Genomic DNA, 13,145 nt, shown 5'->3' with positions numbered 1-13,145 from the left:
ATGCCTAAATGACGCTTGATTGCGCCTGTTTTCCCTGCCAAACGCTCCCGCCATGTCCGATATTACCGTTGCCGCCGAATCGCCGTCCCGCTCGCCGCTTGCAGAAGAAGTAGCGCGGAGGCGCACCTTTGCGATCATATCGCATCCGGACGCCGGCAAGACCACGCTCACCGAGAAGCTGCTTTTGTTCGGCGGCGCCATCAACCTCGCGGGTCAGGTCAAGGCCAAGGGCGAGCGGCGCAACACGCGCTCCGACTGGATGAAGATCGAGCGCGAGCGCGGCATCTCGGTCGTCACGTCGGTGATGACCTTCGAGTTCGAGGGTCTCGTGTTCAACCTGCTGGACACGCCGGGCCACGAGGACTTTTCCGAGGACACTTACCGCACGCTGACCGCGGTCGATTCCGCCGTCATGGTGATCGACGCCGCCAAGGGCATCGAGTCGCGTACGCGAAAGCTGTTCGAGGTCTGCCGCCTGCGCGACATCCCGATCATCACCTTCATCAACAAGATGGACCGCGAGAGCCGCGACACCTTCGAGCTTCTCGACGAGATCGAGAAGACGCTGGCGCTCGACACCACGCCGGTGACCTGGCCGGTCGGCCGCGGGCGCGATTTCATCGGCACCTACGATGTCAGGAATCGCGGCGTGCGCCTGCTCGAAGGCGGCGGCGCCAAGACCGGCGCGGCGCAGCAGATCGACATCGCCGAGCTTGCATCCCGCAATCCCAATCTCGACGTCGCCGCGATCAAGGACGAGCTCCAGCTTGTGACCGAAGCCTGCAAGCCGTTCGAGCTCGGTGCTTTTCGCGAGGGCCATCTGACGCCGGTCTATTTCGGCAGCGCGCTGCGCAATTTCGGCGTCGGCGACCTGCTTGAGGGGCTTGGCCAGTTCGCGCCGCCGCCGCGCGCGCAGGACGCCGACCTGCGCAAGGTCGAGGCCTCCGAGTCGCGCATGAGCGCCTTCGTGTTCAAGATCCAGGCCAACATGGATCCGAACCATCGCGACCGCATCGCCTTTGCGCGGCTCTGCTCCGGCAAGCTTTCCCGCGGCATGAAGGCAAAGCTCGTGCGCACCGGCAAGGCCATGCCGCTGTCGAGCCCGCAATTCTTCTTCGCCCAGGACCGCTCGGTGGCCGACGAGGCCTATGCCGGGGACGTCGTCGGCATCCCCAACCACGGCACCTTGCGGATCGGCGACACGCTGACCGAAGGCGAGGATTTGACCTTCGTCGGCGTGCCGAGCTTCGCGCCGGAAATCGTGCGCCGGGTGCGGCTCACCGACGCCATGAAGGCGAAGAAGCTGAAAGAGGCGCTGCAGCAGATGTCGGAGGAGGGCGTGGTGCAGGTGTTCCGCCCGCGCGACGGCGCGCCGGCCCTGGTCGGCGTGGTCGGCCCGCTGCAGCTCGACGTCCTGAAGGCGCGGCTCGACGCCGAATATTCGCTTCCGGTCGAGTTCGAGGTTTCGGAATTCCAGCTCGCGCGCTGGATCTCATCCGACGACAGGAAGAAGCTCGAGGCGTTCATCGCCGCCAACGGCTCGGGTGTGGCCGACGATGTCGACGGCGACCCGGTCTTCATGGCCAAGAACGAGTTCTATCTCGGCTATACCCGCGAGCGCGCGGAAGGCATCGTCTTTTCCAACGTCAAGGACGTGAAGAAGAAGGCGTGACCGTCAGCTCATTGCGGAACCGTAAGCTCGCGAACGCGCGGATGTGAAGTCCGCCCGTCTTGATATCGACGCCGCGGCAAAGCATTTATTGGTTGCGTCCTTGTTCAACGGGCCGCTTCCATGCCGCGCATCGTCGTCATTCTTGTTGCTGTTGTCATCGCCCTCGCTGTCGCCGGCGGCGCCGACGCGCGCCGGCGGCAGATCAACGCGGTGCCGTTTGCGCACGAGCCCTGCAGCGTGCTCGACAACCGTCCCTGCACGCCTACGTTCTGCAGCGTCTTCAACCACGGCCCTTGCGTCCCGGAGATCTTTTATCCCTACGGCGAGAACCTGCAGCTCACCATCCAGACCGTGCCGGCGCAGCAGGACGCGGAAAAGTACCACCGCCCCGACCATGATCTCGATACCATCGGCGACCTCTTCGCCGAGCTGCGCTCCTGCTGGTCGCCGCCGCCCACCGATCAGGCGCGCGAGGGCATGCAGATGTCGGTGCGCTTCAGCTTCAAGCGCTCCGGCGAGATCATCGGCGCGCCGCGCATGACCTTTGCGACTTCGGGCGTGCCGGCGGAAACCCGCGACACCTATCTGAAGGCGATCAACGCCTCGCTGGATTCCTGCCTGCCGATGAAATTTACCTCCGGCCTCGGCGGCGCCTTGGCAGGCCGGCCGATCGCGATCCGCTATGTCGACAATCGCGAGCTCGGCAAGCCGCCGGAGAAGCAGTGACCTGGCGCTCATTCGGACCTATTTGCCTGCGGCGCGAAAGGTGATAGGCGAGGCGGAGGACGCGGCGCGCAAGGGAGGGACCGATGGGGCTTCTGGTGATGATCCTGGGCCTCGTGCTGTTCTTTGGCGTTCACGCCGTCACCACGCAGCGGGATTTGCGCGGCCAGCTGGTCGGCGCGATCGGCGAAAGCGGCTACAAGGCCGGCTATTCGCTGGTCTCGCTCGCAGGCCTCGTGCTGATCGTCTGGGGTTTTGCCCACTATCGCTCCGCGGGGATGATCGAGATCTGGGATCCGCCGCGATTTCTCAAACACATCACGGTCGCGCTCATGCTGCCGGCGGTGATCCTGGTGGTGGCCTCCTATATCCGCGGCCGCATCTACGCGACGCTGAAGCATCCGATGCTCGCGGGCATCAAATTGTGGGCGGCGGCGCACCTGCTCGCCAATGGCGACCTCGGCTCGATCATCCTGTTCGGTTCGTTCCTGGCCTGGGCGGTGTTCGACCGCATCTCGCTGAAACGCCGCAGCGACCCCGGCGGCCCGCCGATTCCGGTCGGCGGCATCGCCAACGATGCGATCGCAGTCGCCGTCGGAATCGTTGCCTACCTCGCGCTCGCCTTCGCGTTCCATCCGGTCGTGATCGGCGTGCCTGTGATGGGAGCTTGAGACATGTCCGTGCAATCCGCGATCCGGCGTAAGACCGCCCCCGACATCCGCGCCCGCAAGGGCGGCGAGCCGGTGGTGATGCTGACGTCGTATCACGCCCACACCGCCGCCCTTGTCGACCGTCATTGCGACGCGATCCTGGTCGGCGATTCCCTCGGCAACGTCATGCACGGTTTCGAGACCACGGTGCCGGTCACGCTCGACATGATGATCCTGCAGGGCCGCGCTGTGATGCGCGGATCGACCCACGCCCTCGTCGTGGTCGATATGCCCTTCGGCTCCTATGAGGGCTCGAAGGAGCAGGCGTTCCAATCGGCGGTGCGCATCATGAAGGAAACCCAGTGCGGCGCGGTCAAGCTCGAGGGCGGCGCGCGCATGGCCGAGACCGTCCGCTTCCTCACCGAGCGCGGCATTCCCGTGATGGGCCATATCGGGCTCACCCCGCAATCGATCAATACGCTCGGCTCGTTCCGCGCCCAGGGGCGCGAGGAGGCGGACTGGGCCCCGATCGAGAACGACGCCCGCGCGATCGCGCAGGCCGGCGCGTTTTCGGTCGTCGTGGAGGCCGTTGCCGAGCCGCTCGCGCGCAAGATCACGGAAGGCATCGCGGTCCCGACCATCGGCATCGGCGCCAGCGCCGCCTGCGACGGCCAGGTGCTGGTGCTGGAAGACATGCTCGGCCTGTCGCCGCGCACGCCGAAATTCGTCCGCCGTTACGGCGACCTCGGTCCCGCGATCGAGGCCGCGATCAAGGCCTATGCCGCCGACGTGCGTTCACGCGCATTCCCGGCAGCCGAACATGTCTATGGCATGAAACCCAAGGCGTAAGCGCGATGGACTGGTCGTCGCATTCCATTCCTGCGATGCGGCTCGAGGCGCGCTTCGGCGATCGTGTGGTTCCGGCTTTCGCCGACCGGCCGGCAAGCATCTGGGCGATGGTTGCGGAAGCGGCCGCGAAAAACCCTGACGGCGAGGCGCTGGTCTGCGGCGAGCGTCGTATGACCTGGCGCGAGGTGGTCGCGGAATCGGCTTCGATCGCGGCTGGATTGCGCAAGCTTGGCCTTGCGCCCGGCGACCGTGTCGCGATCCTGCTCGGCAACCGCATCGCGTTTCCGCTCGTGCTATTCGCTGCGGCGCATGCCGGCCTGGTCACCGTGCTGCTCGGCACGCGGCAGCAGAAGCCCGAGATCGCCTATGTGCTCAATGATTGCGGCGCGAAAGCCCTGATCCACGAGGCGTCGCTGGCTCGGCGCGTGCCGGACGCGGCCGAGGTGCCTGAGCTGAAGCACCGCCTCGAAATCAGCGATGAGGCTTCGCCCCTTGCCGGCTCGCGTGCCGAAGCCACTGTCTCACCGGCAGAGGTCGGCGAAGAGGATACCGCGATGATCCTCTACACGTCAGGGACAACGGGGCGGCCGAAGGGCGCGATGCTCGCCCATTGCAACATCATCCATTCGGCTGACGTCTTCACCTCGACCATGGGGCTGACGCAAGCCGACCGCTCGATCGCCGCGGTGCCGCTTGCCCACGTCACCGGCGCGGTCGCCAATATCATGACCATGGTACGCTGCGCCGGCGCACTCGTGATCGTCGCCGAGTTCAAGGCAGCGGAATATCTGAAGATCGCCGCGCGCGAGCGCGTCACCTACACCGTGATGGTGCCGGCGATGTACAATCTCTGCCTGCTGCAGGCGGAGTTCGATTCATACGATCTTTCCGCGTGGCGGATCGGTGGCTTTGGCGGGGCGCCGATGCCGGTCGCGACCATCGAGCGGCTCGCGGTCAAGCTGCCCGGCCTGAAGCTGATGAATTGCTACGGCGCGACCGAGACCACCTCGCCCTCGACCATCATGCCCGGCGAACTCACCGCCCGCCATATCGATAGCGTCGGCCTGCCGTGTCCGGGCGCGACCATGATCGTCGTCGGTGCGGACGGAACCGAGCTGCCGCGTGGCGAGATCGGTGAAATCTGGATCCACGGCGGCTCCGTCATCAAAGGCTACTGGAACAACCCGAAGGCGACGGCCGAAAGCTTCACCGGCGGCTTCTGGCATTCCGGCGATCTCGGCTCGATCGATGCCGACAATTTCGTGCGGGTGTTTGACCGCCAGAAGGACATGATCAACCGCGGCGGACTGAAGATCTATTCCGCCGAGGTGGAATCGGTGCTCGCCGGCCACGCCAGCGTCGTCGAAAGTGCGGTGGTCGCAAAGCCATGCCCCGTGCTCGGCGAGCGTGTGCATGCCGTGGTGGTGACGCGCGACGGTGTTACGGCGGACGCGCTGCGCGCCTGGTGCGCCGAGCGGCTCTCCGACTACAAGGTGCCGGAGACCATGCTGCTCACCGCAGAGCCGTTGCCGCGCAACGCCAATGGCAAGGTGATCAAGCGGCAATTGAGGGACGTTTTGGCCAGCGGGTAGGGGCGGGAAAAGCGGTTCATTTCGGCAGGTTAACGCTTTGACCCGCCTTGCTTTGCCTTGCCGTCGCCATATCGATAGGGTAACGCCGCGCCACATCAGGGACGGGCTTTTGGGGCCGCTTGCGGCCGTGGGGATGGGATTTCGTTAAGTGTCTGAATTATTTGACGAAGTAGACGAGGAGGTCCGCCGCGATCAGCTCAAGAAGCTGTGGGACCGGTACTCGCTCTTCATCATTGCGGCGGCCATCCTGATCGTGGCCGGCGTCGGCGGCTGGCGTGGCTACCAGTACCTGGAGGCCAAGAAGGCCGCGGAAGCCGGTGCTGCCTTCGACCGGGCGGTCGAGCTGTCCGAGCAGAACAAGCATACCGAGGCGGAAACTGCCTTTGCCCAGATTGTCGCGACGGCCCCCTCGGGCTACCGCACGCTGTCGCGGCTGCGCCTCGCCGGCGAGGTCGCGCAGCGCGATCCCAAGGCGGCGGCCAAGATGTTCGACGAGATTGCAGCGGACCACAGCGTCGGCGCCGAAATGCAGGATCTTGCGAAGATCCGCGGAGCCGGTCTCCTGCTCGACAGCGCGAGCTACCAGGACATCCTGCAGCGGCTCGAGGCCGCGGCCGGTCCCGGCGCCACCTATCGTCACAGCGCCCGCGAACTGCTCGCGCTGTCGGCCTGGCGCGCCAATGACGTGAACGCGACGCGGCAATGGCTCGACCAGATCGCCAATGACGGCGAGACCCCACCGGGCATGCGCTCGCGCGCCGAGGCCCTGCAGGCGCTGTTGCCGCCGGTTGCGAAGAGCTGACCCCGATGATCCGACCGCAACGCCTGATCGCTGCTGCCGTCCTGATCGCCCTGTCCGGCGTGCTTGCGGGCTGTGGCGCTGGCGGCTTCTCGAGCTGGGATCCGACCGACATGCTCGACTTCCTCGACACCAAGAAGAAGCTGCCGGGCGATCGTAAGCCGCTGTTCCCCGAGGGTGTGCCGGGTCTCGAGCAGGGCGTGCCGAAGGAATTGTACAAGGGCGCGCGGGACCAGCAGGATCAGCAGGCGGCCGCGGAAGCCGCCGCCGCGACGGCGCCTCCGCCGGCGGCCGAGCCGCCGAAGGGCAAGCAGGCCAAGGGCAAGAAGGCCAAGCAGCCGGAAGCCGCGAGCGCCGCGCCGGCCGAGCAGCAGCCTGCTGCCGCCCAGGACGGCGAGGCTGCGCCCGAAGAGGATGCGACGCCGGCCGCGCCGCCCGCGCCCAAGCCCAAGAAAATCGCGCGCAAGCGCACCACCGCGCCGCCGCCCGATCAGCAACCCGCGCCGCAGGCGCAGCCGGCTGCCCAACCGGCGCAGGCGGCCCAGCAATCGGCCGCGCCGTTCCCGGCGCCGCTTCCGAGCGGCGGCTTCTCACGCTAATTGTTGTTTTTCCGTTTTCTTGACGCGCGCACCGTGAATTGCGCCGGGATCATCCATGTCCTTCACGATTGCCATCATCGGCCGGCCCAATGTTGGCAAGTCGACGCTGTTCAATCGGCTGGTCGGACAAAAGCTCGCATTGGTCGATGACGAGCCCGGCGTCACGCGGGACCGCCGCGAGGGCGAGGCGCGCCTCGGCGATCTCGCCTTCACGGTGATCGACACTGCGGGCCTCGACGAAGGCCGCAAGGGTTCGCTGACGGCGCGGATGCAGGAGCAGACCGAAGCCGCGATCGGGCTTGCGGATGCGCTGATGTTCGTGATCGACGCCCGCGCAGGCCTGACGCCGACCGACCGCGCCTTCGCCGATTTCGCGCGCCGCGCCAACAAGCCGGTGGTGCTCATCGCCAACAAGGCCGAAGGCAAGCACGGCGAATTGGGCGCGATGGAATCCTATGCGCTCGGCCTCGGCGATCCCGTGGAAGTCTCCGCCGAGCATGGCGAGGGCATGGGCGAGCTCTACGACGCCTTGCGCAAGCTCATGCCTGAGCCGGCCGACGAGGAAGTGACGGACGAGGATATCGATGCGGAGGAGGGCGGCTTGCAGCGGCCGATCCGCGTCGCCATCGTCGGCCGGCCGAATGCCGGCAAATCGACCCTGATCAACCATCTGCTCGGCGAGGAGCGGCTCCTGACCAGCCCCGAGGCCGGCACCACGCGGGACTCGATCTCGGTCGAGGTCAAATGGAAGGAGCGCGAGTTCCGCATCTTCGATACCGCAGGCTTGCGGCGGCGCTCGCGTATCGAGGAGAAGCTGGAAAAGCTTTCGGTCGCGGACGCGCTTCGCGCGGTGCGCTTTGCCGAAGTCGTCGTGCTGATGCTGGACGCGCAGAACCGCTTCGAGGAGCAGGACCTGCGCATCGCCGACCTGATCGAGCGCGAAGGCCGCGCCATCGTGATCGCAGTCAACAAATGGGATCTGGTAGAGGCCAAGCCGGGCCAGATCACGGCATTGCGCCGCGATGCCGACCATTGGCTGCCGCAGGTCGCGGGCGCGCCCATCGTCGCGGTGTCCGGCCTGATGGGCGAGGGCATCGACCGACTGATGGCCGCGATCGTGGAGGCCTATGCGATCTGGAACAAGCGCGTGCCGACCGCGGCGCTGAACCGCTGGTTCGAGCAGGCGGTGGATGCCAATCCGCCGCCCGCGGTTTCCGGGCGCCGGCTGAAGCTCAACTACATCACCCAGACCAAGGCGCGGCCGCCGAGCTTCGTGCTGTTCTGCTCGCGCGCGGATGCCGTGCCGCAATCCTATCTGCGCTACCTCGTCAATTCCATGCGCGAGGTGTTCGGCCTGCCGGGCACGCCGATCCGGATCACGCTGCGCGAGAAGGCCAATCCGTTCGCGCATAAGCGGAAGCGCCTGTCATGAGCCAGGAGACTTCCGGAAGCCTTGCCGCCGCAACCGTGCCGCGCGCGGGCGCGGCGGCCTTCATCTTCGTCACCATCCTGCTCGACACGCTGGCGCTCGGTGTCATCATCCCGATCCTGCCCAAGCTGATCGAGAGCTTCGTCAACAACGATACGGCGGATGCCGCGCGCATCTTCGGCCTGTTCGGCACCGCCTGGGCGCTGATGCAGTTCTTCTTTTCGCCGCTGCTCGGCGCGCTGTCGGACCGCTTCGGCCGCCGGCCCGTGGTGTTGCTGTCGAATTTCGGGCTTGCGGCCGACTATGTGCTGATGGCGCTCGCGCCCTCGCTGGCCTGGCTGTTCGTCGGCCGCCTGATTTCCGGCATCACCTCGGCAAGCATCTCGACCGCCTTTGCCTACATCACCGACGTCACCGCGCCCGAACGCCGTGCCGCGGTGTTCGGCAAGATCGGCGTCGCCTTCGGCGCGGGATTCATCCTGGGCCCTGCGCTCGGCGGCCTGCTCGGGGGCATCGAGCCGCGGCTGCCATTCTGGGTGGCGGCGGGTTTGAGCTTCGCCAACGGTCTCTACGGCCTGTCGATCCTGCCGGAATCGCTGCCGCCGGATCGCCGCGCGGCATTCCGCTGGGCGCGCGCCAACCCGGTCGGCGCGATGCATCTGTTGCGGTCGAACGGCAGGCTCGCCGGGCTGTCGTTTGCGAACTTCTTCGCCCAGCTTTCCCACGTCGTGCTGCCCTCGACCTTTGTGCTCTACGCGACCTACCGCTACGGCTGGGACACCACCGCGGTCGGTGTCGCGCTCGCCATCGTCGGCGTCTGCTCGATGGTGGTGCAGGGTGCGGCGATCGGCCCGATCGTCAGGCGGCTCGGCGAGCGGCGTGCGCTGTTGCTCGGGCTCGCCTGCGGCGCGGCCGGCTTCATGATCTTCGGCAGCGCGCCCACCGGACTTGCGTTTTGCGTCGGTATTCCCGTGATGGCGCTGTGGGGCGTCGCGGGCGCGGCGACGCAGGCCCTGATGACAGGTCTCGTCGCGCCGGACCAGCAGGGCCGGTTGCAGGGCGCGACCGCGAGCGTCCAGAGCGTGGCCGAGCTCGTCGGCCCGTTCCTGTTCACGCTGACTTTTGCCTATTTCATCGGGGCCACCGCGCCGTTCACGCTGCCCGGCGCGCCGTTTCTGCTGGCCGGCGTGCTCTTGTTGCTGGCGTTGTTGATCGCGGTGCGAACGCTGTCAGGCAAGCGCGACGCAATGCCTTCGATCACTGCGCGCGCTCCTTGAGAAATTCAATGATATCAGCTCGGTCCTGCTGGTTTTTCACCAGGTAGAACATCTTGGTTCCCGGAACGAGCTTCTGCGGGCTGGTCAGCCACTTGTCGAGATTGTCCTCGGTCCAGACAAGATTCGCGTTCTGCAAGGCTGGCGAATATTCGTAGCCCGGCACTTTCCCGGACTCGCGTCCAAGGACCCCCTTGTGCATGGGGCCGATCCCATTCTTGTCGATGGCATGACACGCCTGGCACCCGTGATAAAGCGTTTCGCCGCGCGCGGGATCGCCGGCGGCCTGGGCCGGGGGTGCTCCGGAAAGCACCATGCCGATGATGAAAGTGACTGCAATGAACGCGCCGCTGAAGCCGACGCCGCCGTGATCCGATCGTTGGGCCATGAACCCCTCCTGTCCGCCAGTGCAGGCTAGATTCAGGCGTGGCGGATATATTCCCGCGCCCCGCGCATGGTCGACACCACCCTGCTGCAGACCGTGCTGGATGGTTTGGTCGCAGGGCTGGCCAAGAAATGCGATCCCGGGATGGAATAGGTTTTCACGACGGGTGTCTTACGGGAACAAACAAACTTAACAGCGGGCAAAACGATGAAAGCATTCCGGGTGATGATGGCGACTGCCGTGCTGGTCGCCGGCTGTGCCGCGGCCTATGCGCAGATGGCACCGGCGAAGATCGCCGATACCTCGAAAGGCAAGGCGCTGGTCAACGCCAAGGGCATGACGCTCTACGTGTTCGACAAGGATGTCGGCGGGAAGTCGGCCTGCAATGGTCCTTGCGCGGAGAGCTGGCCGCCGCTGGCGGCCTCGGACAGCGACAAGGCCTCTGGCGACTGGACCGTCGTCGTGCGCGACGACGGCAAGAAGATGTGGGCCTACAAGGGACGCCCGCTCTATGCGTGGAAAAACGACAAGGCGCCGGGCGATACCGACGGCGACGGCAAGCTGAACGGCGCCTGGCACGTCGCCGCGCCCTGAAGCACCGCGCCGGATTGGCTTGCGTTCCGCGGCCGGCACAAGGCGCGCCAGCCGCGGAGCGACACGATCATTTCTTCACCAGCGGGCACTCGCTGGCTTCCAGCGGCTTGGCGGCATCTTCCGGAGAGATGGTCGCCACCAGCTTGTAATAGTCCCAGGGATATTTGGACTCTTCCGGCTTCTTCACCTCGAACAGATAGGCCGGAATGATGCGCCGCCCGTCGGCCCGCAGCGGTCCCTTGCCGAACAGCGGATCGTCGGTCGGGATCTCCTTCATCTTGGCGACGACCCTGGCGCCGTCATGCGGATTGCCGCCGAGCGCTTCCAGCGCCTTCAGGTAATGCAGCACCATGGCGTAGTTGCCGGCCTGGGTCATCGACGGCATGGCATTCTTGCTCGCGCGTTCGGAGAAACGCTTCGACCAGGCGCGGGTCTTGTCGTTCATGTCCCAGTAGAAGGATTCGGTGAAGGTCAGGCCCTGTGCGGTCTTCAGCCCCAGCGCATGCACATCGTTGATGAACAGCAGCAGCGCGGCGATCTTCTGTCCGCCGGCGACGATACCGAACTCGGCGGCCTGCTTGATCGCGTTGGTGGTGTCGCCCCCGGCGTTCGCCAGACCGATCACCTTGGCCTTGGACGACTGCGCCTGCAGCAGGAATGACGAAAAATCCGAGCTGTTGATCGGATGCTTGACCGAGCCGAGCACCTTGCCGCCATTGGCGGTGACGACCGCCGAGGTGTCGCGCTCCAGCGCGTGGCCGAACGCGTAGTCTGCAGTGAGGAAGAACCAGGTGTCGCCGCCGGCCTTGGTCAGCGCCTTGCCGGTGCCGTTCGCGAGCATGTAGGTGTCATAGGTGTAGGACACCGTGTTCGGCGTGCAGGCCTTGCCGGTGAGATCGGCGGTTGCCGCACCGGAATTGAGCAGGATGACGTTCTTTTCCTTGGCGATGTTGTTGATGGCAAGCGCCACGCCCGAATTTGGCGTGTCGGCGATCGCATCTACCTTGTCGTTGTCGACCCACTGCCGCGCGATGTTGGCGCCGACATCAGGCTTGTTCTGGTGATCGCCGCTCAAGACCTCGATCTTCCAGCCCTTGGCCGGCAGCCCGGAATCCTCGACCGCCATCTTGATGGCGACCACCGAATTGGGCCCGCCGATGTCGGCGTAAAGGCTCGACATGTCGTTGAGCACGCCGATCTTGACGGTCTTGTCCTGCGCCAGCGCGGAAACCGCAAAGCCGCATGTTGCAATGGCGATAATGGCGGCGGTACGCCGCATGCGCGTCGTCATGACGTCTCCCTCCCATGTTTGCCGCCGGCGGGCTTTCTTTGCGAAGCCTTGTGGCCGGCTGGGCGGGATTGTGTCGGTTCGGCGTATCAGCCGCAACCAAACTATCGTAGCGCGTCCGAGGTCAGCCTGAACTTCTGGATGCGCTTGGCGGTGTCGACCTCGCCGGTATAGACGTTGCCCTTCTGGTCGATCGCCATGGCGTGGACCCAGTGAAACTGCCCGGCGTTGCGGCCATTGTGCCCGAAACCGCCCACGACGCTGCCGTCCTCGCGCTTGAGGATACGGATTTCGTTGTTCTCGCCGTCGGCGGAGAGCAGATAGGTCTGCTTCGGGTCTGGCCAGAGCGCCAGATCCCACACCGCGCCATTACCGAGCGTGGCCTCCTCGAAGAACCACTCCTTCACGAAGGTGCCGTCCTTCCTGAAGATCTGGATGCGGTTCTGGGTGCGGTCGCAGACATAGACGAGGCCGTCATTGGCGAGCTTCACGCAATGCACGGGATTGCCGAATTGCTGCTGCACCGGCGCCTTCGGGTCATAGGCGCTCTGCGGATCGTCGTTCGGCTTGTTGCCGTAGGCGCCCCAGTGGCGCTTGTAGGCGCCGCTGGTTGCGTCATAGACGATGACGCGGCGGTTGCCGTAGCCATCGGCGACGTAGAGCTCGTTGGCCTCCTTGTCGAGCGCGGTCTCCGCGGGCTTGCCGAGCTGGGTGGTGTCGTTGCTGTTGGTGCGCGGTGCGATCTTGCCGATCTGCATCACGAACTTGCCGTCGAGTGTGAATTTCAAAAGCGCATTGTCGTTATCGGCATTGCCGCCGATCCAGACGAAGCCGCGCTCGTCGACCTCGATGCCGTGCTCGCGTCCGACCCATTCATAGCCCTGGCCGGGGCCGCCCCAGGAACGCAAGAGGTTGCCGTCGGCGTCGAATTCGAGCACAGGCGGGGCGGGCACGCAGCATTTCGAGCGCGGCGGGCTGAGGCTTGCACCCTTCTCGTCCTCGGTCAGCGAGCGCGGCCGGTGCAGCACCCAGATATGGCCCTGCCAGTCGACGGTGATGCCGCCGACCTGGCCGATGATCCAGTTGTTCGGAAGCTGCTTCGGCCAGGAGGGATCGACCTGGAAGGTCGGGATGTCGGCGGCATCGGCGGAATGCGGAGCCAGCACGGCCGCGATACAAGCCGCCAGCAACGCGAGGGTCTTGGCGAAGCGTGCGAGGGCATGCGGAGAGGATATGAAAGCTTGCGCCGGCATCATGGCAGTCTCCCTTGTTCTTGTTGGCGGCCTGGCCA

Annotated in this window: 13 protein-coding genes; 10 read left to right on the top strand and 3 right to left on the bottom strand. The window is 65.8% G+C overall.

Translation table 11 applies throughout. The features are described 5' to 3' along the window. The first annotated feature begins 52 nt into the window (after positions 1-52). The 9 genes from QOU61_RS21255 (at position 53) to QOU61_RS21215 (ending at position 9,590) form a co-directional block, all read left to right on the top strand. A complete protein-coding gene (locus QOU61_RS21255; RefSeq protein ID WP_289653154.1) occupies positions 53-1,672 on the top strand; it encodes a peptide chain release factor 3 in 1,620 nt (539 codons plus the stop codon). Between the two features lie 120 nt (positions 1,673-1,792). Then, positions 1,793-2,398: a UCP034077 family protein gene (locus QOU61_RS21250; RefSeq protein WP_289653153.1), complete on the top strand. Its 606-nt coding sequence runs from the start codon at positions 1,793-1,795 to the stop codon at positions 2,396-2,398. A gap of 83 nt (positions 2,399-2,481) precedes the next feature. Further along, the gene (locus QOU61_RS21245; RefSeq protein ID WP_289653152.1) at positions 2,482-3,066 is read left to right on the top strand and encodes an NnrU family protein; all 585 of its coding nucleotides are present in this window, start codon (positions 2,482-2,484) and stop codon (positions 3,064-3,066) included. A gap of 3 nt (positions 3,067-3,069) precedes the next feature. Beyond that, positions 3,070-3,894 (top strand): 3-methyl-2-oxobutanoate hydroxymethyltransferase, encoded by an 825-nt coding sequence (gene panB, locus QOU61_RS21240; protein WP_289653151.1) that lies wholly within the window; start codon positions 3,070-3,072, stop codon positions 3,892-3,894. A gap of 5 nt (positions 3,895-3,899) precedes the next feature. Continuing rightward, complete coding sequence (locus QOU61_RS21235) at positions 3,900-5,486, top strand: class I adenylate-forming enzyme family protein (protein ID WP_289653150.1); 1,587 nt, start codon at positions 3,900-3,902, stop codon at positions 5,484-5,486. 148 nt (positions 5,487-5,634) lie between these two features. Then, the gene (locus tag QOU61_RS21230) at positions 5,635-6,288 is read left to right on the top strand and encodes a tetratricopeptide repeat protein (protein WP_289653149.1); all 654 of its coding nucleotides are present in this window, start codon (positions 5,635-5,637) and stop codon (positions 6,286-6,288) included. 5 nt (positions 6,289-6,293) lie between these two features. Continuing rightward, on the top strand, positions 6,294-6,884 hold the full coding sequence (locus tag QOU61_RS21225; RefSeq protein WP_289653148.1) for a hypothetical protein: 591 nt from the start codon (positions 6,294-6,296) through the stop codon (positions 6,882-6,884). 55 nt (positions 6,885-6,939) lie between these two features. Next, positions 6,940-8,316 (top strand): ribosome biogenesis GTPase Der, encoded by a 1,377-nt coding sequence (gene der / locus QOU61_RS21220; RefSeq protein WP_289653147.1) that lies wholly within the window; start codon positions 6,940-6,942, stop codon positions 8,314-8,316. After that, positions 8,313-9,590 (top strand): TCR/Tet family MFS transporter, encoded by a 1,278-nt coding sequence (locus tag QOU61_RS21215; protein WP_289653146.1) that lies wholly within the window; start codon positions 8,313-8,315, stop codon positions 9,588-9,590. The genes der and QOU61_RS21215 overlap by 4 nt, the downstream gene beginning before the upstream one ends. Here QOU61_RS21215 and QOU61_RS21210 read toward each other — a convergent pair. Further along, positions 9,571-9,975, bottom strand: coding sequence for a c-type cytochrome (locus tag QOU61_RS21210; RefSeq protein ID WP_289653145.1), 405 nt, complete (start codon positions 9,973-9,975; stop codon positions 9,571-9,573). The genes QOU61_RS21215 and QOU61_RS21210 overlap by 20 nt on opposite strands. A gap of 204 nt (positions 9,976-10,179) precedes the next feature. On the opposite strand from QOU61_RS21210, the gene QOU61_RS21205 reads away from it, so the two are divergent. Beyond that, positions 10,180-10,566, top strand: coding sequence for a COG4315 family predicted lipoprotein (locus QOU61_RS21205; protein WP_502876803.1), 387 nt, complete (start codon positions 10,180-10,182; stop codon positions 10,564-10,566). A gap of 67 nt (positions 10,567-10,633) precedes the next feature. Here QOU61_RS21205 and QOU61_RS21200 read toward each other — a convergent pair whose 3' ends face one another. Together QOU61_RS21200 and QOU61_RS21195 are read right to left on the bottom strand one after the other, a co-directional pair. After that, positions 10,634-11,857, bottom strand: coding sequence for an ABC transporter substrate-binding protein (locus tag QOU61_RS21200; RefSeq protein ID WP_289653144.1), 1,224 nt, complete (start codon positions 11,855-11,857; stop codon positions 10,634-10,636). Positions 11,858-11,958: 101 nt separating this feature from the next. Beyond that, the gene (locus tag QOU61_RS21195; protein ID WP_502876802.1) at positions 11,959-13,110 is read right to left on the bottom strand and encodes an NHL repeat-containing protein; all 1,152 of its coding nucleotides are present in this window, start codon (positions 13,108-13,110) and stop codon (positions 11,959-11,961) included. Positions 13,111-13,145: the final 35 nt, after the last annotated feature.

It is taken from the genome of Bradyrhizobium sp. NP1, assembly GCF_030378205.1.
Lineage (GTDB): Bacteria > Pseudomonadota > Alphaproteobacteria > Rhizobiales > Xanthobacteraceae > Bradyrhizobium.
Note: the sequence above shows the minus strand (reverse complement) of the source record. Positions and strands in the feature narration are given on the sequence as shown.